17 protein-coding genes are annotated in these 21,364 nt (G+C 42.2%); 12 read left to right on the top strand and 5 right to left on the bottom strand.

The annotated features are described in order from the left end of the window. Positions 1 to 66: 66 nt before the first annotated feature. On the bottom strand, positions 67 to 675 hold the full coding sequence (locus tag HCZ91_RS07695) for a DUF6231 family protein (RefSeq protein ID WP_179798931.1): 609 nt from the start codon (positions 673 to 675) through the stop codon (positions 67 to 69). Between the two features lie 426 nt (positions 676 to 1,101). Here HCZ91_RS07695 and pepN point away from each other — a divergent pair, with 426 nt between their 5' ends. After that, positions 1,102 to 3,702, top strand: a complete 2,601-nt coding sequence (gene pepN / locus HCZ91_RS07700) for an aminopeptidase N (protein WP_257020009.1) — start codon at positions 1,102 to 1,104, stop codon at positions 3,700 to 3,702. A gap of 185 nt (positions 3,703 to 3,887) precedes the next feature. Here the strand turns inward: pepN and HCZ91_RS07705 are convergent, their stop codons facing one another. Further along, positions 3,888 to 4,970 carry a 3-deoxy-7-phosphoheptulonate synthase gene (locus tag HCZ91_RS07705; protein ID WP_102078467.1) on the bottom strand — a complete coding sequence of 361 codons (1,083 nt, stop codon included), beginning with the start codon at positions 4,968 to 4,970 and terminating at the stop codon, positions 3,888 to 3,890. Positions 4,971 to 5,398: 428 nt separating this feature from the next. On the opposite strand from HCZ91_RS07705, the gene lpxB reads away from it, so the two are divergent. From lpxB to HCZ91_RS07720, 3 genes are all read left to right on the top strand, one after another. Further along, the gene (gene lpxB, locus HCZ91_RS07710; protein ID WP_179798933.1) at positions 5,399 to 6,715 is read left to right on the top strand and encodes a lipid-A-disaccharide synthase; all 1,317 of its coding nucleotides are present in this window, start codon (positions 5,399 to 5,401) and stop codon (positions 6,713 to 6,715) included. A 22-nt stretch (positions 6,716 to 6,737) separates the two neighbouring features. Then, positions 6,738 to 7,613 (top strand): ribonuclease HII, encoded by an 876-nt coding sequence (locus HCZ91_RS07715; RefSeq protein WP_179798934.1) that lies wholly within the window; start codon positions 6,738 to 6,740, stop codon positions 7,611 to 7,613. Positions 7,614 to 7,848: 235 nt separating this feature from the next. Then, positions 7,849 to 9,090 (top strand): CAP domain-containing protein, encoded by a 1,242-nt coding sequence (locus HCZ91_RS07720; RefSeq protein ID WP_179798935.1) that lies wholly within the window; start codon positions 7,849 to 7,851, stop codon positions 9,088 to 9,090. Between the two features lie 136 nt (positions 9,091 to 9,226). Here the strand turns inward: HCZ91_RS07720 and HCZ91_RS07725 are convergent, their stop codons facing one another. Then, entirely contained in the window at positions 9,227 to 9,892 is a 666-nt protein-coding gene (locus tag HCZ91_RS07725; protein WP_179798936.1) for a DUF924 family protein, read from the bottom strand. A gap of 99 nt (positions 9,893 to 9,991) precedes the next feature. Here HCZ91_RS07725 and HCZ91_RS07730 point away from each other — a divergent pair, with 99 nt between their 5' ends. From HCZ91_RS07730 to HCZ91_RS07740, 3 genes are all read left to right on the top strand, one after another. After that, a complete protein-coding gene (locus HCZ91_RS07730) occupies positions 9,992 to 11,233 on the top strand; it encodes a carboxynorspermidine decarboxylase (RefSeq protein ID WP_179798937.1) in 1,242 nt (413 codons plus the stop codon). 307 nt (positions 11,234 to 11,540) lie between these two features. Then, positions 11,541 to 12,815, top strand: a complete 1,275-nt coding sequence (locus HCZ91_RS07735) for a saccharopine dehydrogenase family protein (RefSeq protein WP_179798938.1) — start codon at positions 11,541 to 11,543, stop codon at positions 12,813 to 12,815. Positions 12,816 to 13,010: 195 nt separating this feature from the next. Then, positions 13,011 to 14,705, top strand: a complete 1,695-nt coding sequence (locus tag HCZ91_RS07740) for an alpha/beta hydrolase-fold protein (RefSeq protein WP_179798939.1) — start codon at positions 13,011 to 13,013, stop codon at positions 14,703 to 14,705. A 200-nt stretch (positions 14,706 to 14,905) separates the two neighbouring features. Here HCZ91_RS07740 and htpX read toward each other — a convergent pair whose 3' ends face one another. Then, positions 14,906 to 15,814, bottom strand: a complete 909-nt coding sequence (htpX, locus tag HCZ91_RS07745) for a protease HtpX (protein ID WP_179798940.1) — start codon at positions 15,812 to 15,814, stop codon at positions 14,906 to 14,908. 221 nt (positions 15,815 to 16,035) lie between these two features. On the opposite strand from htpX, the gene HCZ91_RS07750 reads away from it, so the two are divergent. Further along, positions 16,036 to 16,368 carry a YnfA family protein gene (locus HCZ91_RS07750; protein WP_057760460.1) on the top strand — a complete coding sequence of 111 codons (333 nt, stop codon included), beginning with the start codon at positions 16,036 to 16,038 and terminating at the stop codon, positions 16,366 to 16,368. Between the two features lie 109 nt (positions 16,369 to 16,477). Here HCZ91_RS07750 and HCZ91_RS13945 read toward each other — a convergent pair whose 3' ends face one another. Next, the gene (locus HCZ91_RS13945; protein ID WP_021815223.1) at positions 16,478 to 16,600 is read right to left on the bottom strand and encodes a hypothetical protein; all 123 of its coding nucleotides are present in this window, start codon (positions 16,598 to 16,600) and stop codon (positions 16,478 to 16,480) included. 351 nt (positions 16,601 to 16,951) lie between these two features. On the opposite strand from HCZ91_RS13945, the gene HCZ91_RS07755 reads away from it, so the two are divergent. From HCZ91_RS07755 to miaA, 4 genes are all read left to right on the top strand, one after another. Next, positions 16,952 to 17,569, top strand: a complete 618-nt coding sequence (locus HCZ91_RS07755) for a 6-carboxytetrahydropterin synthase (protein WP_179798941.1) — start codon at positions 16,952 to 16,954, stop codon at positions 17,567 to 17,569. Continuing rightward, positions 17,562 to 18,092, top strand: coding sequence for a tRNA (adenosine(37)-N6)-threonylcarbamoyltransferase complex ATPase subunit type 1 TsaE (gene tsaE / locus HCZ91_RS07760; RefSeq protein ID WP_179798942.1), 531 nt, complete (start codon positions 17,562 to 17,564; stop codon positions 18,090 to 18,092). Before HCZ91_RS07755 ends, tsaE begins: the two co-directional genes overlap by 8 nt. A 53-nt stretch (positions 18,093 to 18,145) precedes the next feature. Next, the gene (gene mutL, locus HCZ91_RS07765) at positions 18,146 to 19,930 is read left to right on the top strand and encodes a DNA mismatch repair endonuclease MutL (RefSeq protein ID WP_179798943.1); all 1,785 of its coding nucleotides are present in this window, start codon (positions 18,146 to 18,148) and stop codon (positions 19,928 to 19,930) included. 82 nt (positions 19,931 to 20,012) lie between these two features. Continuing rightward, positions 20,013 to 21,179, top strand: a complete 1,167-nt coding sequence (gene miaA / locus HCZ91_RS07770) for a tRNA (adenosine(37)-N6)-dimethylallyltransferase MiaA (protein WP_179798944.1) — start codon at positions 20,013 to 20,015, stop codon at positions 21,177 to 21,179. Positions 21,180 to 21,364: the final 185 nt, after the last annotated feature.

Consider the following 21,364-nt stretch of genomic DNA (forward strand, 5'->3'; position numbering starts at 1 on the left):
AATATACTAAATGTTAATTTATGTAAGTATTTTTACTGTAAATTACGATAGATAAAATCGAGCGTATTACCAGCGGTGCTTGCCCCAGTTTTCAGGGTTGGCCCAGTAGTCAGCATTGAGCCAATTCGGCAGTTGTTTGTAGTCATATAGATTAAATTGCCAAAGCGTCGCAGTAACGGTTGATGAGGTAATAGATTGAATATTATCAATATTTAGAGATGGCTCACTCAATATATCAAATGGCGTAAAGCCGTAAGGTTTTAGGTCTATCGAGCTGTCCAATGCAATAAGCAAATGCGCGGCATACAGGTCACGGTAGCGCATCAGTAGCGGCACATAGTGTTGAGTCAGCTCTTCTGACAAGGTAGGCAGCCAAAAGCAAGCAAGCTCATAACGATCAGGTACATGCTGTTTAGCAAGATCTGATAACGTTGATAAGTGTCGTGCGTTCAGCTTCGATTCAGTGTTCTTATTAGTAGATGTAGTATCGTCAAGTTGTGCTTGTAGTGCTAATAAGTCGGCATGGTTATGGGTTACCCATAATGCTTCACTATTATCTTTGTTATGCTCAGGTGACAGTTCTGTTTGAGTCGTTAATGAGGGTAGTAGTGCATCAACATACTCTATAAGCAAAGGTAGGGTAATGTCTGCGCGTTTCACCGTATTTTTTGTCATATAATAGGCCGTTAGTTAAATGATAGGTCATCAGTATGACTATTAAATCATTTTCAACGACATTATCCAATTGATAACGTATGTTTCATATTTAAATCATCTTGAACCGACGATATCTTACTTTGCATACTTGAAATTTGGCGATTTAGGTCAATCTAGCTATAAGCTTGATGAGAAAATCAATTTAGTAATAAAAGTTAGCTTAATCACTACGAAGCTTTGTCTATGTGCTTAGCTTACTATGCGCTTAGCTGATTAGTTAGCCTAGAGACTAAGTCTTTATTTGCACTAGTGCCTTTTGCAAATAGTGAAATCATATTACTCATTACTTATCCCTAGTAAAAATAACTTATAACCAAATCAACGATAATAATAGGACACCATATGTCTACTGCTGAAACTGATGCACAAATCATCAATCCTGAAATGCCAGATGTGCCGCCCCATGCGCCAAGCAAGATTAATCTAAAAGACTATACCAAACCAAGTTTTGATGTCGAGACAGTGCATTTAGATATTAAGCTGTTTGAAGACTACGCGCAGGTAGACAGTACGCTTGAGATGGTACGTCAAACGGCAGGGGATATCGTCTTATTTGGTGAGTCATTAGAGCTGCTAACGATTACGATGAATGGTAAGACGCTGAGCACTGAGGATTATCAGCAGGAAGCAGGTAAGCTGACGATTTATGATGCCCCTGAGCGAGCTACTTTAGACATTCAAGTACGTATCTGTCCGCAGACCAATACGACGCTTGAAGGCTTATACATGGCCGGTAGTAGTGACGATACTATGTTTGTCACTCAATGTGAGCCAGAGGGTTTCCGTAAAATTACTTTTTATCCCGATCGCCCTGATGTGTTGGCGATATTTACCACGCGACTTGAAGCAGATAAGCGTTATCCGACGTTGTTGGCCAATGGTAACTTAGTCGAAGCAGGTGAAGTGGCCGATGCGCCAGACCGCCATTATGCCATCTGGCACGATCCAACCAATAAGCCAAGTTATCTATTTGCCTGTGTGGTTGCTGATTTAGACGTATTGACAGATTCTTATACGACTAGCGAAGGTCGAGAAGTATTGCTTGAGTTATATGCCAAGTCTGCTGATATCGATAAATGCGATGTTGGTATGCAAGCCCTAAAAGACGCTATGAAGTGGGATGAGGTCAATTACGGGCGAGCCTACGATCTAGATCGCTACATGATTGTGGCGGTCAGCCAGTTTAATATGGGGGCAATGGAAAATAAAGGTCTCAATATTTTTAACACCGCTTGTGTGTTATCTAGCCCTGAAACGACCACTGATGCCCGTAGTTTTAGCGTAAAAGCCATTATTGCTCATGAGTACTTTCATAACTGGACAGGTAACCGTATTACTTGCCGTGATTGGTTTCAGCTTTGTTTAAAAGAAGGCTTTACCGTTTACCGTGATCAGTCATTCTCAGCAGACCAACAGTCAAGTGCGGTACAGCGTATTGATGACGTGGCGACCTTGCGTGCCCATCAATTTAGCGAAGATGCAGGCCCATTAGCACATCCAGTACGTCCAGAAAGTTTTGTTGAGATTAATAACTTTTATACGACGACTGTCTATGAGAAGGGCGCTGAAATTGTACGCATGATTGCCAATACGTTAGGGCCAGATGATTTCCGCAAAGGAACAGATGAATATTTCCGTCGCTATGATGGACAAGCGGTAACGGTTGAGGACTTTTTATCAGCACTGAGTATCACCGATGACAAAATCGAGAATTTTATTGATTGGTATCGTCAACCTGGTACGCCAGTGGTATCGGGTTCTCAAACCTATGATAGCAACGCACAGACGCTGACCATCACTTTGAATCAGCAAACACGCCATGTCAAAGGCTTTGATGCACCAAAACCATTGCCGATACCTGTAGCAACCGCCTTATTTGACAAAGACTCAGGCGCTATCGTTGCTGAGCGTATGTTATTGCTTGACGAGGCGACGCAAACGTTTGTCTTTGAGAATGTCGCGAGTGAGCCTGTTGTGTCATTACTACGTGACTTTAGCGCGCCAGTACAGCTCAATTATGACTATCAAGATGTAGACTTAGCATTTTTGCTTAAGCATGAAACCAATGGGTTTAACCGCTGGCAAGTAACTCAAATGCTGGTAAATCGTATTTTGCTGCAAGGCCAAGGTACGAAGAGCAGCCCTGATGTATACCTAGAAGCATTAGCGCAGACACTGCCTGTCTTAGCAGCTGATGATGCGATGCTAGCGGCACGATTGCTTGATATTCCATCAGCGCAAGAGCTGGCTTCTGCTATTTCTAAAGACTACGATCCAGTGTTGGTTAAAGAGCAGCGTGATGGGCTATACAAGCAAGTGGCTGATAAGTTAAAAGGCCAATGGGCTGAGCTGTACAATAATCTGCCAATGCAGTCTTATGAGGATAGCGCTGAAGCTCGAGGCATTCGTGCGCTGCGTAATGTCGTACTCGATATGGCATTGACGGCGAATGTAGATGATGCAGCAGACTGGGCACAGCAGCAGTATGACAATGCGAGCTGTATGACTGAGCGCTTTGGTGCATTGAAGGCCATGGTCAATCATCAGCTGGTAGATGCAGATAAGTACTTAGCAGACTTCTATGATCGTTTCCAAGCAAATGATCTGGTTATCGATTTGTGGTTCAGTGTACAAGCTGCCGCTGACGATGTGACGCCTGATATGGTTAAGTCGCTACTGACGCATACGGACTTTGATTGGAATACCCCTAACCGTGTCCGTTCAGTTATCAGCGCTTTTAGCTCGCAACCGACGGTACTCTGGACGGCAGAAAGTCTAGAGATGTATACAGGCGTGATTCAGAAATTAGATGATGCCAATCCTGTATTAGCCTCACGCTTACTGCAAGTACTGGCCCGCTGGAATACGTTGGCTGAGCCTCGCCGCCAAATGGCGCACAAGCAGCTGATAGATTTACAAAAGAATGTCTCATCTAAGCATGTGCTCGAAAGCTTAGAGAGTGTGTTAGGTGCTGCAAATAGTTAATTGAAAACTTGGTTAGCTTTGACCAATTAATGAAACATGTATCGTTGTTGGTCATTGCTAACCAAGTTTGAGAATACAGTATTTCTTATAAAACGTTCATAAATAAAAAGCCCTTTTCGCATCAGTGCGAAAAGGGCTTTTTATTGTTTGCTCGACGATAAATTATCGCAGATAGCTATTAGCTATTAGCGATTTGGTAGCACATCTTTTACCATATCACGTAAGTCACGTAATGCTGTGACAGTGCTATCCCAATCTAGGCAACCATCGGTGATCGATTTGCCATACTCAAGCTGGCTTAAATCAGCAGTCAATTTTTGATTGCCGCCTTTTAAGTGACTCTCAATCATCATACCGATAATTGATTTATTGCCGTTTTGAATTTGTTCGGCAACGTTTTTGATAACCATCGGTTGTAGGTAAGGGTCTTTACCGGAGTTAGCATGGCTTGAGTCAATCATAATCTTGCTATTGGTCTTGCCTTTTGCCAGCTCGTTTTCAACTTGAGCTACCGCAGTTTCATCATAGTTAGGTTTGCCGTTACCACCGCGAAGTACCACGTGCGCGTAAGGATTACCTTTAGATTTGATGATAGAGACTTTACCATCTGATGATAGACCTAAGAAGCTATGACCTTCTTTAACCGCTTGCATGGCATTTACAGCTACCGTCATACCGCCATCAGTACCATTTTTGAAGCCAACTGGGCATGATAAACCAGAGCTCATTTCGCGATGCGTTTGGCTCTCAGTGGTACGTGCACCAATGGCTGACCAGCTGATTAGATCCTGAATGTACTGCGGTGTATTTGGGTCAAGTGCTTCAGTCGCGCAAGGTAGACCTTTTTCATTCAGATCAAGTAACAATTTACGAGCCGTGCGCAAGCCTTTTTCTATATCAAAGCTGTCATTCATGTCAGGGTCGTTGATCATGCCTTTCCAACCAACCGTCGTACGAGGTTTTTCAAAATAAACACGCATGACTACAAATACACTGTCTTCGATTTCTTTTGCCAATACGGCTAAACGATCGGCATATTCGTGAGCGGCTTTGATATCGTGAATAGAGCAAGGGCCAATGACCACAAACAAACGCTTGTCTTTACCATCCAAGATATCTTGAATAGTATTACGACCTTTTAGTACGGTGTTATACGCGTCGTCTGACAGAGGCAGCTCGGCTTTTAGCTCGGCGGGAGTAATTAAAGGAATAAATTTTTCAATATTCACGTCGTCAATATCTGCATTATGGGTAACTGATGTTGTCATGGTTATATATCGTCTAGCTGATTTATAGGAATAATCATTATGCGGACAAAAGTGTTGGTTGACAAGGGTAGTCGAGCAGTTAATTGACTGATAACTGGAATGAGGAAACTAAAACTTAGTTATACTCATAGAGACTTAGCGTGATATTTGACGTTCTAAATGCACGTTTAGCATTTGGTTTTTCTATCTATTAATAAGAGTTGATTGAGTTTTTGGTGCATAACGCTCAGATTTTATGCGTGAATTTCGCTATTTGTATCATCGTCAAGTATGATAGCAACATTAGCGATGGGTGGCCCAAACTGTGTCATTCAAACAGTACGGATGAGTGCGCACATTATCTATGAGTCGTATCGCTGATTTATTACGTTATATTTTATAATAACGGTTTATTTTATTTTGTGTATTTCTAATATCGAGAGCTTGTCATGACAGATTCTGCTACGTCTCATCACCATACTGACCTCATTCATCAAGCCGAGACGGATTCTCAAGTAGCAAATATAAATGCTACGCCGCTAGTAATAGGCATTGTCGCAGGTGAGGTATCTGGTGACAGCTTAGGCGCAGATTTTATGCGGCAAATGAATAATCTACGTGATGATATTGTCTGGGTAGGCGTAGGCGGTACAAAAATGCAGGCGCAAGGGCTACAGAGTATCTTCCCGTTAGAGCGCTTGGCAGTGATGGGTCTGGTTGAAGTCATGTCGCAGCTACCCGATTTGCTCAAAGCGCGCCGCGAGCTACTGAGCGCATTTAAGGCTGCTAATATTGATTGGTTCGTCGGTATTGATGCGCCTGACTTTAATTTACGAGTGTCCAAAAAACTAAAGCCTCAGAGCGTGTTCTGTGTGCAGTACGTCAGTCCTTCTATCTGGGCGTGGCGCGAGTCGCGTATCCATAATATTAAAGCGGCGACCAATTTGGTGCTATGCCTATTCCCGTTTGAGTTGCCAGTTTATGAGCGACATAACCATCCAGCGATCTGTGTGGGTCATCCATTATTACGAACCATTGATCAGACCCTTATCGATACACCAATCAATCAACGTCGCAGTGAGCTCGTTTGGGACAATGATGGGTTGCAGCAGTTCTTCATCGAACGATTTGATGATGTGAGTCAGCTTATTTGTGTGATGCCAGGCTCTAGGCGCGGTGAAATTACAGCCATTTTGCCATTGATGCTTGATGGTATCCAAAAGTTAATCCTGTTAGATCCTAAGCTGTGCTTTATTATTCCAACGGTCGATCAAAACCATCAATATATCGTGCAAGAGGTGATCGATCAACGCTCAGAGCAGCTGCGTGCAGCAATTGTGGTGGTCTACGATGATACCCAGCCAGAATTTAGCCAACATGCCATGGCGGCGTCAGATATCGTGATGCTAGCATCTGGGACAGCAACGCTGGAGGCAATGCTGCTTGAACGGCCGATGGTAGTGGTCTATCAATTAAATCAGCTGACTTACCAAATTGCCAAGCGTCTGGTAAAAGTGCCATATGTGGCATTGCCTAATATATTGGCTAATGCACCGATTGTACCTGAGCTGATTCAAGAGCAAGCAAGCGGTGACAATATCTGCCGTACCGTGATGCGATTGCTGCAACCACGCGCTTATGCCGAGCAATTACACGACTTACTAGTGACAAAGCAGTCGCTACATCAGCAAAGTAACCATGAGCCTGCAAATAGCGTGATTGAACAGTGGTTTATCCAAAATACCGATACTATTAATCCTAATTAACCAAGAAAGACCTTTTAATATTATGCATATTCAACACAGTACAGAAAGCTCAGCTCAGACGATTGACATCAATATCGAGCATATTGATGTCAAAGGACAATATATTCAGTTAGCAGCGCCCATACGTTTATATGGGCAAATGAATACCGCTGAGTTGATTACTCAATATCTGACTAATGATAACCAAGAGACAGAGCAATCAATACTGCAAATCGGCGTTGATGAAGCAGGACGCGGGCCGTTACTAGGTAGCGTCAATGTGGCGGCGGCAATATTACCTGCGACTTGGTCAGGGCTCATTGAAGAGCAACCGCTTAAAGACACGCCGTTGTCGATACTGACAGACTCCAAACAACTGAGTGAAAAAAAGCGCGATATCCTTTATCCATTGGTTCAGCAGTATGCTATCGGTTATATTATCGCTGATATACCAGCAGCAGTAATCGATCAGGTGAATATATTGCAAGCAACGATGCTTGGCATGCGCTTATGTACTGAATCATTGCTAGAAGTGATTTTTAAAAAATTCTCGACTACTGGAAATGATAACAGCACGTCGCTTGATCAATTAAAGATCGAAGTACTGTTTGATGGAAATCGTTGCCCTGACTTGAACTATGATAGCTTTAAACATTTAGAGGGAGCGCCATTGGCGATTGATTGCCAAGCATGGGTAAAAGGCGATGCGCGTCATACTAGTATTGCAGCGGCCAGTATATTAGCAAAAGTAAGTCGTGATGAGACGATGTATGCACTGGATACTCAGTATCCGGAATATGGTATTGCCAAACACAAAGGCTATCCAACGCGTGCGCACATGGAGGCGATTGAAAAATATGGCGTCTTGCCAACGCATAGACGTAGTTTTGCGCCAGTGAGAAGAATGCTAGAAACTTAATAATACTGGACTTATAATCAGTCTTCGAAATAGCCTAAGCGAAAAATCATATTGTAATATGAGAGTAAAAAATTTATACTCATGAATGTAATTTCTTTAAAAACAATGAGCAAGGTTTTATAAATTTAAATACAGCACGTTTTTAATATCAAAGGCTATTAAATCAATAGCTAAGTTCTAATATTTATTTTTACTATAAGTGACACACAAATATTACTACTTTATAGGATGAGAGATGATAGCCAACACTTCCCAAAAAAGCCTTGCTGCAGTGCTATTTTTGACTCTATTTCTGACTGGTTGTGGTGGAAGTAGTGAGTCTGAAGGAAGTGATCCATCTGTGGATGGTTTAAATGGCTCGAAAAGTGATGAGAAAGTTAAGCTAACAACGTCAGAACCAATCACCTCAGCTCCGATTATAGCGACACCAACTGAACAAAGTGGTGGTACTCCTAACGTTGATGGCAATGGGTCAGCTGATAATAATGCACAAGCAGCACTAAGTGCAAATAATCAGTTTAGTTTGGCAAGAAGCAGTTGTGGCCTAAATGGTCTATCCGTTAATACAGAGCTAGACGATATTGCCATTAAGCACGCGAACTACATAAAATATGTATTTGCCAATAGCTTACCAACCAGCTTTAACGCGCATTTCGAAAATGAAATTAGCGATATTGCCAGTGTTACGGGTGCTAACAATCCTTTTTTCGGTGGATTAGATCTGGCAGATCGATTGATCAATGCAGACTATGGTAACTCTCAATATGGTGTCACTGAAAACATTGCCCAGTCTGTCTATTACAGTTCGGCAGGCAATTTTTTAAGTACAGAAGCCGTGGCAAGCTCTATGGCAAAGTCGTTGTTGTCAGCGCCTTATCATCTACGCTTTTTAATGTTGCCAACCTCAGGTGTAGTAGGAACAGGAATGGTAACCTATACACCTAGTGGTAAAAATGCTGCTAACAACAAAGGATATGTTTTAGTAAGCAATGCTGCAGGGACAAAAACCACGATAAATAAAACGCTTGAAGGTGTTTTTACGTATCCATGTCAAGATGTGACGGGGACAGTCACTGCACTTTATAACGAAACCCCAAATCCAGTCAGAGGCTCTGGGCGCAATTTACGTACTGATCCTATCGGACAGCCGGTTTATATCAACATGCCATCCGCTGATAAAGTTAAAGTGAGTAATGTTAAATTCAGAGATGTGCAGCGTAATATAGATTTGCCGATTCAACTGCTTGATTCTGACAATGATCCGTACAAAGGTACGAATTATGCGCTACCAACGAATGAAGCATTTATCTTGCCATTAACGGATGCGCTCAAAAGCTGTGAATCAGGTAGTAATAAAGGTGGTAATTGCGGACTTTATGGCAATAGCAAATATAAGGTCAGCTTTGATATTTTGGTTGACGATAAAACATTAGAGCAGCAGTCATTTACGTTTACTACTGGTAAGGTAAATTACTAATAAGTATTTAATACTCTCTAAATATTTGTCTTAAAAAAGAAAGTCTGAACCAGTGATATGATTCAGACCTTCTTTTTATGTAATAATTTTTTGTGTAATAACTTTAATTATCTTCGTACAATACTAGGAATGTGGCCTAAAACGATGAATTAGGCTGTTTTAAAAAATTCTTTTCATCTTCGGTTGAGTCGCGATTTAGTACCTCGTTGCGATGTGGATATCGCCCGAATTGATCGATAATTTGTTTGTGACGATGTTCAAAATCTAATGTGTTTGCATCATCTAATTGTTCGAATAGCGGTAGATAACGCTTATGAATCATGGCCGATTCAGAGTGCATGAACGGTATGATAATAAATCTACGCCATTGCATTGGTAGAGTATCAAAATAAGGCTGTTGAATGGCTTCTTGGGCGAGTGCTAATGCCATACCATCTTGCGCAAATGCACTTGCTTGTCCGCGACATAAATTGCGTGAAAACTGATCCAGTACAATAATTTCTGCCAAGCGACCTGCCAATGCCGTTATCGAGCTATTACCATCTAATGAGGACTCTGCGATACGCCAACTGACACATTCGCCTTGTTTCGCTGCATGCCAAATACCGCCAAACTTATCCTGTATCTGCTTATCAAAACGATCGTTTTGTTCAAACCAGTACGCTTCATTGTTTTTATCAAACCAAAAATCCAACACGGCACGCGCATCAGGATCTAGATAAGTCAAATCTATGTTTTTCGGATCCAATTGTGATGAATGGGATCGACTGGCTGAGGTGGAATAATCGGTTGAGAGTGCCATAAGATATTCTAATTATGATGAATTTAGTCTACTATAGCGCAAATATTTATATCTGTCTGTCAAGATACCAACAGCAGAGTGTCTATTAGGTAATCTATTATGAATGCAAAAAATCTAGAGAATTCTATCAACGCGACATTGCCACCAACGCCTTACTACGTGCTTGATGAAGCGGCCATCGTCGCTAATATGAAAATCATCGCTAGGCTATGTGAGCTGTCTGGTGCAAAGGCATTGTTGGCACTAAAATGCTTTGCCACATGGGGTGTTTTTGATGTAATGCAGCCTTATCTTCATGGTACGACTTCGTCTTCACTTAACGAAGTAAGATTGGGCTATGAGACCTTTGGTAACAACGATGATGCCAGTAGTAGCGATAAAAAAGAAACGCATGCTTATAGCGTCGCCTATAGTGCAGACGAAATCCCTGAAGTATTGAACTATGCGGATAAAATAATCTTTAACTCAATCTCACAGCTCAACGCTTTTAAAGCGCAAGCCGCCGCGCAAAATATACCCGTAGGTCTACGACTCAATCCAAAGACCAGCAACTCATCTTTTTTGATTGCTGATCCTGCGCGTCCATTTAGCCGTCTTGGTGAGCATGATAAAGATAAAATCGCAGCAGTACTTGGCGATATCACTGGCGTCATGATTCATAACAATTGCGAGAATGACAGCTTTGAAGCCTTTAGTGAAAGCTTGGCAGATATCGAAGATAGATTTGGTGATATCTTAGCGCAGCTTGAGTGGGTGAGTTTGGGCGGCGGTATCCACTTTATCGCGCCTGATTATCCATTAGAAAAGTTGGCTGCACGTTTGAAAGCTTTTAGCGAAACCTATGGCGTGCAAGTCTATCTTGAGCCAGGTGAAGCGAGTATTCACGGCGCAGGTACTTTGGTGACGACGGTGTTAGACACCATGCATAATCAAAAAAATCTCGCCGTCGTCGATGCTTCGATTGAAGCACATATGCTCGACTTGCTTATCTATCGTGAATCCGCACCGATTGCTGCGATCAATAATACTGCTGGCAATATTGCACCTACGGGTAGTCCAGCAGAAGCTGCACCGTCTGAAACTAATGCAGAGTCGGCAGACCATACCATTATTTACGGTCGTTCTTGCTTGGCAGGGGATATCTTTGGTGAGTATGCATTACCGAATAATTTGCAAATAGGCGATAAGATTGCCTTTGGTAATGCTGCCGGTTATACGATGGTCAAGAAAAATTGGTTCAATGGGGTCAATATGCCAGCGATAGTGATCCGCCGTTTGGATGGCAGTACTGATATCCAGCGTGAGTTTGACTATGAGGAATATAAAGCCAGCCTATCTTAAGCCTTAGTAGCCTTAGCTTTTAAGACTATGCTATTGTCGGGTTTTTATATTTTTAATGATTAAAAAACAAAGGCTTAATCTGTATTAGTAGACATTTTAGTATCTCTACTTTTTATACATATTTTTTACCGATAAAGGAATAAAAGTTGTTATAATCGCGTCGGGCAAACACTAGAGTGGTATTTGCCCGACGGGTGCGTGGGTTTTCCTCGGTCTTCCTTTTTAATTCACGCATATCATTCACTCGTTTCTGTTTTGCATAGCCGCAATCAATGGTATCGACAGGGACACAAAGGAGGATTGTTCATTGAACACAAACCAACAAGCCAAATCTAACAAAAAAGACGTACTGATCATCGGAGCAGGCGGTGTCGCTCAAGTGGTCGCGCATAAATGTGCGATGCATAATGATGTGCTTGGCGAGATCCATATCGCCTCACGTACCAAAGACAAATGCGATGCTATCGCGCAGAGCGTAAAAGAAAAAGACAGCTTTAAGCAGGCTGCGGTCTTGCATACGCATCAGGTCGATGCGATGGACAGCCAAGCACTCGTGCAGCTGATACAAGACACAAAAATACAGATACTTATTAATGTTGGCTCGGCATTTATCAATATGACCGTACTAGAAGCCTGCATTGAGACAGGTACTGCCTACATAGATACGGCTATTCATGAAGACCCACGCAAGATTTGTGAGACGCCGCCTTGGTACAACAACTACGAGTGGCAACGTAAAGAGCGCTGTGCAGACAACAATGTCACAGCTATTCTAGGCGCAGGCTTTGATCCCGGTATGGTCAATGCTTATGCACGCTTGGGTTATGACATGATGGATGCAGGATCTGTGACGGATATTGATATCATCGATATCAATGCGGGCAGTCATGGCAAATACTTTGCGACCAACTTTGACCCAGAGATCAACTTCCGTGAGTTCACAGGTACGGTTTATTCTTGGCAAGACAGCAAATGGCAGTCTAACAAAATGTTTGAAGTCAAACGTACGGATGACTTGCCAGTTGTGGGTGTGCAGAATAGCTATCTGAGCGGTCATGACGAAGTGCATTCACTGTCAGCCAACCTAGATGTACCAAACATTCGCTTTTGGATGGGCTTTGGTGAGCACTACATCAATGTCTTCACTGTCCTACAAAGCTTAGGGCTATTGTCTGAGCAGCCAGTGATGACTGCTGAAGGCCAAGAAGTTGTGCCGTTGAAAGTCGTTAAGGCGGTACTACCAGATCCAAGCTCGCTGGCACCAGAATATACAGGCAAGACCTGCATTGGTGATAAAGTCAAAGGTAAAATCAATGGCGTTGAGACGGAAGTGTTTATCTACAATGTCTCAGATCACAAAGACGCTTACAATGAAGTTGGTAGCCAAGGTATCTCTTATACCGCAGGCGTGCCACCTGTTGCTGCTGCGATATTAGTCGCGACTGGCGAATGGGATGCAGGCAAAATGGTCAACGTCGAAGAGTTAGATGCTAAGCCATTTATCAATCTGCTCAACAAAATTGGTCTGCCAACGCGCATTAAAGATAGCGAAGGGGATAGAGCGCTTGAGTTTGATATCTAGTTAGTCATTATATCTATTCTAAAAGCCCATCTGACTTTAATTGAGTCAGGTGGGCTTTTTATTTTATAAAGGAAAAATAAATTGTCATTGTCTATTTAATTATACAGAATAAATTATCAAATTTGTATCATTCGCTAGACATTCTGTAAAGGTAGAAATTAGGTGTTTGTCAGTGAATAAATGAGGGAGTAGTGAATGAGATACATACGATTTCTTCCTAAGAAGAAATGGGCCATAGCAGGCTTTACCTTTTTATTATATTCGGCGTCATTTCCTGCATTTGGTTCGGAGGCAACGATGCTAACGATTGAAAGTCCCTTGAAAGGCGATTTAAATCATTCCAACAGGGAAAACGCTGATATCAAGCCACAGCATAAGTCATTAGATTTTAGCGTTCCTTGCGATACAGGCGATTATCTAACCGGATATGTTGAGAGTGATAGAAGTATGATGACGCTAGATGTTATCGATGCCACAGGAAAAGTATCGCGCCGTTTGATTGATAATAAAAGTGGCAAACAACACTTCTATTCAGTAGCCGAAAACTGTGCAGAGACCTGGCGACTGTCTGGCTCAGGTGCTTATCAGATAGTGCTCGAACAACGTGTTAGTTTAGCAGAGCAAGATTTAAAAGGTTCTTTAGGAAATTCTCTAGACAGTTCTGACACGTTACTCAGCCCCAGAGTATCGGCATTACTTGAGTCATTGCAGAAAGGGCAGAGTACAGATCGCTTTTGGGCGGAAGTGGAAGTATTAGGTACACCGCTGATTGAAGACACAGCTTTGGGCACTGTGATGACGTTTTTAGCGCGAGGAGACTATCGCAATGTCAAGTTAATGGGTGGCCCGTCCACCAATCATGATGCATTGCAACGATTGGTAGACTCTGATACATGGTACAAAAGCTTTATTGTGCCAAACAACACGCACTTATCCTATCAGATTGCTCCCAATACCCCTGAGCCACCTCTGTCTGAGTTTGCTCGTAGAGTCGCCATAAAAGCCGTGGCTCAAGCCGATCCTTATAATCACCATTCATGGCCACGTTCAGCCACTGATAAGTACACAACCAAATCTACTATTACGTTAAAAGACGCACCAAATAGGCGTTGGATAAAAAGACAGGCAGAGGTTCCCAAAGGAGCGTTGTCTACCTTTAAATTTACCAATAGTACATTGGACAATACTCGCGATATCACCATTTACTCCCCAACTGTTAATAACAACAAGGAGAATAGTAAAGATGATGCGGTGCTGTTATATATCTTTGATGCGGAAGCCTATATTGATACGGTTGGATTGCCCACGATTTTAGATAATTTGATTGCAGAAGGTAAGGTTCCACCAGTGACAGCGGTGTTTATTAGCAATCCTGACAATGATGCCCGTGCACGTGAATTACCTGCCAACCCAATTTTTGCAGATGTATTGGCCAATGAGTTAGTACCACAAATAAATAAACGATTGCCAGTAGCGATACCAACGGATAGAACGGTCATTGCAGGGTCAAGTTATGGCGGTTTAGCAGCGACGACTATCGCACTACGTCACCCCGACATATTTGGCAATGTTATCTCTATGTCTGGGTCTTACTGGTGGCATCCAAAAGATCAGACAGCAGAAGATAAACACTTCGTAGCGTCTGAGGTAATAAAAATGGATAAGGCACCCGTTCGTTTCTTTTTGAGCGCAGGCGTGTTTGAGACGGCTCGTGGTAAAAGTGGTAGCAACGGTATATTGGGAACCAATCGTCATCTGCGAGACGTTTTATTGGCAAAAAGGTACGATACACATTATCAAGAGTATGCTGCAGGACATGATTACTTTGCTTGGCGAGGAATCATAGGAGATGGTTTGGTATCGCTTTTTCCGTCTAAGGAAAAGAAGTAATATCTCTTTTATTTAAACTAGCGCTAATGTAAAGAAGTAATATCTCTTTTATTTAAACTAGCGCTAATGTTTAGCCTTTTACTACTAAATAAAATGATAGTTACTGAGTATTCATACTCTAACTTCTAATTTTCTATATAAAGTATTTTTTTAAAACCAACCTGCTAACAAGTAGCAAGTTGGTTTTAAATCGATTGTCATTAATTAGGATTATATTCTCTCAACGCCGCAATACGGTCATCAAGCGTTGGGTGTGAACGGAATAGGTTGGCAATACTAAAGCCTTGCGTTTGTCCTGATGAGATCGCAAATGCTTTCATACTCTCAGGCATTTGATCTGGTCGCTGTGCAGAAGGACGAAGCGCATCAAGCGCCCTAATCATTTTTTCGCGGCTGGCCAATTTTGCGCCCATTTGATCCGCACGGAATTCACGTAAGCGTGAGAACCACATCACGATGGCAGATGCCAAAAATCCAAGTAAGATATCCATTACGATACTCGTAATAAAGTAACCAATACCTGGGCGGTCACTGGTATTTTTAAACACAGTACGATCAACGAAACTGCCTACAATACGTGCAAAGAACATTACAAAGGCATTTACGACCCCTTGAATGAGGGCAAGGGTTACCATATCACCGTTCGCCACATGACCAATCTCATGCGCCAATACTGCTTCGACTTCATCTTGATTCATATTTTGTAGTAGACCAGACGAAACCGCTACCAATGCTTTATTTTTATTCCAGCCAGTCGCAAAGGCATTTGGCTGCGAATTATTAAAAATACCAACCTCAGGCATACCGATATTTACGTCTCGCGCTTGTTTGGCGACTGTATCAACTAACCATTGCTCAGTAGCGGTGCGTGGCGATTCTATGACTACCGTACCAGTGGATCTTTTAGCCATCCACTTCGATATAAATAGCGACACCATCGAGCCGACCATACCGTAGATACCACACATAACGGCAAGGCTAATGTAGTTGAGACCACCTGCGCTGTGCACACCACCGATTCCAAAAAACCTCGATAAAATACCAAACACAATGCTAAATACCACAATCACTGCCAAGTTGGTTAATAAAAATAATCCAATACGCATCATGATGCTAACTTCCTATTTACAATGTCGGTATGGCCTCGATAGATAGTTATCTAAGAGGTTTGTTTGTTATGATAGATTTTACTGTGATTTTGACTGTAATGTCAGACAAAATAGCTTTTTATAAGTAGTGACAGGGATAGGGTGTTTATTTTGGGGAATGCCGTACAATACCTGACTGGTTTTAGCAGGTTAGAAAAGTAGTAGATGAGGAGTAGTGATTTTTGACAGAATTAAAGACGGTTGGGCTATTTGCGCTTACTGCATTGGCTGAGATTGCAGGATGTTATCTGCCTTATCTGTGGCTGCGAGAAGGCAAGTCAATCTGGCTGCTGATACCTGGTGCGCTGAGCTTAGTCGCGTTTGTTTGGCTGCTGTCATTACACCCAACTGCTGCGGGCAGGGTCTATGCGGCATATGGTGGCGTTTATATATGTATGGCGATTTTGTGGTTGTGGACGGTCAATGGTATACGACCAACCATGTGGGACATAGTGGGTTCGGTAGTTGCGCTATTAGGAATGGCGATTATTATGTTTGCGCCGCGCGGAGCTTAATCAAAACCTAAGCTCAATTAAAGACAGTGCTTAGCTAAAGGCCAATGACGAACCAAAAAAAATACCAATCGAACGGTTAGGTCAGATTGGCATATTAGTCTATCGATTATTAATGTTTGCCTAAGATGCTACCGTTGTCGTCTTTCTTGGCTTGTTTGGCAGCTTTCTTCTCTTTAGCAGTCAAAAGGGGCTTTTTCTTAACATTCTTCTTGCTGTCTTGACCTTTGCTCATCATCGTTTCCTTTTTTACAGCACACTACTCATTACGCAAAGTTAAGCGAATTCAAGACAGTGTGAATACAGCTAACATAGCTGTTTACTGAATAGAGTATAGGCTTAAGCTTTAGTAATAGATAGCGCTCGCACAATTCGTCTACGATTCAAGTATCATTCAAATCCTTTATGTTTACGGTCAGTCCTAGTTTACCAATTGATTCGTTCAATCAATCATTGTATTAATAAGTGCTTACTTACGGATACATGGCGATTTGCTATAATGCGTCATAAACCGATTCATAAACGCGGTAAACTCTTATTTATTAACATTTAGCACCATAGTGCTTACTGTTTTGGTCAAATTATTATGCGTATTCGTAAACTATTCAAATTTGAAAATGCTCACATCGTTCGTAACTGTAGTTCTGAGCGTTGTAAGCACTCGATTCATGGCCACAGCTATCAGATTGAGCTGATCCTTGAGGCCACTCGTTTAGACCATGGGCAAATGGTTTATGACTTTGGTTTGCTAAAATCTTCTATCAAAGACATTATCGATAGCTTTGATCATGCTATTTGTTTTTGGAACAAAGATGATCCTGAGTATGTCGCAGCGTGTAAGAAATTTAGCGCACGTTGGATAAGCCTACCAGTTTCACCATCGGCAGAGCAGTTTTCACGAGTGATATTTTTTTGGGCACAAGAAATACTACGTCAGACACAAATGCAAAATGGTGAAGCAGATGTCAGCGTGTACTCAGTAATTGCCCATGAGACGGCGACAGGGTATGCGCAGTGTTTTGCTGATGATGTTGCAAACGATCAAATGGGTAAACTAGTTCTAGAAAATTTTGAATTCAGTGAGCAGGTTCGTGCTGAGTGGACTGACTCTGAGCTGTATGCCAAACTGATTCGCGGTGAAAGCTTTATCAATCCAACTGTGACCATGCAGGTACAGACAGAGCAGGTTCAGTCTGATGTGTGATGGTCAATCTATAGAAAATAGCAAATACTTAAAGACTCTGATACTAAACTCTGAGCAAGATACTCAAGCATTGGCTGAGCAATTAGCGACATTACCACTGACAGGTAGCGTGTGGCTGGCAGGGGACTTGGGCGCTGGTAAAACGACATTGACGCGTTATTGGTTACAAGCGCTTGGTCATACAGGTGCGGTAAAAAGTCCAACCTATACCTTGGTTGAGCCTTATAGTATTCAGCGAAAAGATGGTTCGATCAAGCCAGTTTATCATGCAGATTTATATCGTCTCCAAGATCCAGAAGAACTGTCTTTTATTGGATTTGACGAGTATCTGGATGAGCCTGAAGCATTAGTCATCATCGAATGGGCTAGCCGTGCTGATAGCTATCTTCCGCCGCCCACGTTATTTATCGATATGACTCAAAGTGTAAGCGATGATAACGGCACTGAAGCTCGCCAAGTGCAGTTGAGACTGTCAAAGGCAGGCCAAGCGCAGGGCTTGGATCTATCGCAACTTGACATCTAAACGAATATCTAAATTATACCAATCGCTACTTTCCAAAAATATGACATCTATCAATGCCAGATAATCATTCTAATACCCGCATTAAAAAACTATCGCCGTTGCTGATCAATCAATTAGCAGCAGGTGAAGTGGTGACACGTCCAGCAGCAGTGGTCAAAGAGTTGCTCGAAAATGCTATCGATGCTGGTGCGACCAATGTTGAAGTGCGCATCACTCAAGGCGGTATGGGTTTGATTGAAGTGGTAGATAATGGGTTGGGTATTCATCCTGATGACATGGTTATGGCCATTACTCGTCATGCGACCAGTAAGGTTGCTGACGTTGCTAATTTGCATGGTATTACGACGTTGGGTTTTCGCGGTGAAGCATTAGCGGCGATGGCTGCTGTCTCGCGTTTAACCTTAACCAGTAGTCATGATGAGAGCGGTATTGGTCGTCAATTACAGGTCGCTGGCGTATTAGATGATACACCGAAACTGTTACCAGTTGTTCATAACCGCGGTACTACGATTGTCGTAAAAGATTTGTATTTCAATGTACCTGCCCGCCGAGGCAACCTAAAATCTATTGCTACTGAATTCGGTCATATCGAAACGATTGTCCGAGAAGTCGCACTGGCGCGTGCCGATGTTGCTTTGACACTTTTTCATGACAATAAGCAACGTCTATCATTATCTGCAAGTGCTACGAGTATTAGTGGTAATAATGACAGCCATTTGCCATTGCCGCGTCTAGAACAAGCGACTGGTATGGCATTGACAGATAATGCATTAGCAATATCGATAGATTTGTCGAGTTTGGTACAGTCGTCTGTAGCGTACGATGATAGCAATGTTAATCGAGCAGCGATTAGTGGTTGGTTATGGCCGCTACATCATGATAAATCTGACTTACCAAAGCTGCTCTATGTAAATGGCAGACTGGTAAAAGAAGCGTTGATTAGCAATCAAATACGTCAACTGGCACAAGGTGCGCAGCTAGCAGGTATGGGGTATGCACTGTATTTTGATTTGCCAACCCAATGGTTAAATATCAATGTGCATCCATCTAAACAGCGTATCAAAATCAGTCCATTGAATAATATTATGGCGCACTTAGGCCATACAGTTCGTAAGCAGTTGAAAACGATTGATGTAGCTAAGTTTGGGCTTGGAATTGATTCTGCATCTGCGTCCGTAGCGATGACAGAAACTGACAACCAATACAAATCTGTGGAATGGGCAAATAATAATGCTTCTGAAGGTCGTTCGTCTGAAATGCCCATCTCAAGTAGTCAGTCTAGCAATAACCAAAGGCAGAATAATCAAGTAGAATCTACTAGACAGTCTTATCAGTCTACTGCAAACCAATCATCTTCAAATAATCTTTCATTGCAAGAGTCAGTGCGATCTTATATCAATGAGCGATCAGACCAAAGTAACAATAGTAACAACAGCACGTCGCATTATTCTGATGGAGCAACTACCTCTGCATCTTTACCAATTTGCTTAGATATTATTGAAAACGTAGAAACTATTGGTATTGACTCAAGCACAGAGGATAGAAGTCTACCTTGGCTGTTATTTTATCACCAAGGGCAGTGTGTACTGATAAGTGCTAAAGATTGGCAGCTTAAACTAAGCCAGTTATTTGAATCACTTACTTCTAGTCAGCAAGTATTCAAAAAAGATAGATTACCAAGCAGTGCTACTGAGTTTAATCAGCAACTTATGACGGTCAATACGCAAATGTCTGCGCAAGATTCAATGGTTTTCGTGAATGATCTTGCTGAAATAATCATGAACAATGCTATTAAAGCGATAGATAGTCATCGCTTAGTAAAGCTAATGCTATCCTGAATATCTGAAAATAATTACAACATCTTAAAGCAGTTAAACCAATCGATATCTGAGTTATCCATATATTATGAAAGGCCACTTTATGCAACATTCGTCTGATAGCCTACCTCACAAACTGACGGATAACAGCGTGGTTTGTCTTATGGCACCAACTGCTAGCGGCAAGACGTCACTAGCGTACGAGCTATACGATACAGATTGTTTTGAATTAATCTCAGTGGACTCAGCACTGATATATCGTGATATGAATATTGGCACAGCCAAGCCAACAGCGGCTGAGTTGGCGCGTTATCCACATCATTTGGTCGATATCGTTGATCCTATGCAAAGCTATAGTGTGGCTGAGTTTGTCAGTGACGTTGCCCGTCTTATTGACGAATGTCATAGAAATGGCAAGATACCATTATTAGTAGGCGGCACCATGATGTATTACATGGCGCTACTCGATGGGTTGTCTCCTGTGCCCGATAGCGATGACAGCGTACGGGCGCGCGTAGAGCAGTGGCGTCAAGAGGAAGGTATTAGCGCTCTATATGATTATTTGGGTAGTATAGACCCTATAAGCCATGAGCGTTTGAATGCTACTGATACTCAGCGTATCACGCGAGCAATTGAGGTCTACCTACAAACAAATATTCCAATAAGTGACTGGCAGCGCAAGCCAAAGCAAGCCCTAGCCCACAACCCAGAGCAGCAGTGGCACGCGCTATCGGTAATGCCAGATCGTTCATGGCTACATAATCGTATCGAACAACGTCTAGATATCATGTGGAATGAAGGGCTAGTGGCTGAAGTCATAGACTTACTAAAAAAGTATCCGCTCACGCCTAATATGCCTTCGATGCGCTGTGTGGGCTACAGGCAAGTACTAGAATACTTGGTGCATATTGAGCATCCGATATTTGATGAGACTCATCTGGATAAAACTCAATTTTATGAAGCTTTTGGAAAGCATACAGCTGTCAACGGAGAAAAAGAAATCTCAGATAATGTTGCTCAGTCAGCTACTCAACCAAATATGGCTAACCAAGAGACCGAGGCGCTTGCTTGTCAGGAAATGCAAAATAAGGCATTATATGCTACAAGACAGCTAGCAAAACGTCAGTACACATGGCTGAGAAAAGTAATGCAATTGCCTAGCGCATCATCGAATGGGACAGTAGAGTTTGAGAGCGGGGCTGATGCTAGCAGTCGTATGATATTGCAAACGTTTAAAACCATGGCCGAAGCACGAGAGTACTTGTCTTAAGGTGCAATGATAGCTAACACAATTAGTTTCAAAAATTGACATAGATAGCTGTTATAATTTGGCTCAGTGCGTTGAGCATTGTTATGATGTCTGGTTTATAGACTTTTGTAGATAGAAATTATTAACGAAACAACTAGTTACTTAATTATTTACAATAATAACGTATTCGCGATAAAGTGGAATCA

Origin of the sequence: Psychrobacter sp. BI730, assembly GCF_013414195.1 — a bacterium.
Lineage (GTDB): Bacteria > Pseudomonadota > Gammaproteobacteria > Pseudomonadales > Moraxellaceae > Psychrobacter.

Excerpts from the sequence above, each read along its gene's own strand:
- HCZ91_RS07695 (WP_179798931.1), bottom strand. The coding sequence starts at position 675 with ATGACAAAAAATACGGTGAAACGCGCAGACATTACCCTACCTTTGCTT.
- pepN (WP_257020009.1), top strand. The coding sequence starts at position 1,102 with ATGCCAGATGTGCCGCCCCATGCGCCAAGCAAGATTAATCTAAAAGAC.
- HCZ91_RS07705 (WP_102078467.1), bottom strand. The coding sequence starts at position 4,970 with ATGACAACATCAGTTACCCATAATGCAGATATTGACGACGTGAATATT.
- lpxB (WP_179798933.1), top strand. The coding sequence starts at position 5,399 with ATGACAGATTCTGCTACGTCTCATCACCATACTGACCTCATTCATCAA.
- HCZ91_RS07715 (WP_179798934.1), top strand. The coding sequence starts at position 6,738 with ATGCATATTCAACACAGTACAGAAAGCTCAGCTCAGACGATTGACATC.
- HCZ91_RS07720 (WP_179798935.1), top strand. The coding sequence starts at position 7,849 with ATGATAGCCAACACTTCCCAAAAAAGCCTTGCTGCAGTGCTATTTTTG.
- HCZ91_RS07725 (WP_179798936.1), bottom strand. The coding sequence starts at position 9,892 with ATGGCACTCTCAACCGATTATTCCACCTCAGCCAGTCGATCCCATTCA.
- HCZ91_RS07730 (WP_179798937.1), top strand. The coding sequence starts at position 9,992 with ATGAATGCAAAAAATCTAGAGAATTCTATCAACGCGACATTGCCACCA.
- HCZ91_RS07740 (WP_179798939.1), top strand. The coding sequence starts at position 13,011 with ATGAGATACATACGATTTCTTCCTAAGAAGAAATGGGCCATAGCAGGC.
- htpX (WP_179798940.1), bottom strand. The coding sequence starts at position 15,814 with ATGATGCGTATTGGATTATTTTTATTAACCAACTTGGCAGTGATTGTG.
- HCZ91_RS13945 (WP_021815223.1), bottom strand. The coding sequence starts at position 16,600 with ATGAGCAAAGGTCAAGACAGCAAGAAGAATGTTAAGAAAAAGCCCCTT.
- HCZ91_RS07755 (WP_179798941.1), top strand. The coding sequence starts at position 16,952 with ATGCGTATTCGTAAACTATTCAAATTTGAAAATGCTCACATCGTTCGT.
- tsaE (WP_179798942.1), top strand. The coding sequence starts at position 17,562 with ATGTGTGATGGTCAATCTATAGAAAATAGCAAATACTTAAAGACTCTG.
- mutL (WP_179798943.1), top strand. The coding sequence starts at position 18,146 with ATGCCAGATAATCATTCTAATACCCGCATTAAAAAACTATCGCCGTTG.
- miaA (WP_179798944.1), top strand. The coding sequence starts at position 20,013 with ATGCAACATTCGTCTGATAGCCTACCTCACAAACTGACGGATAACAGC.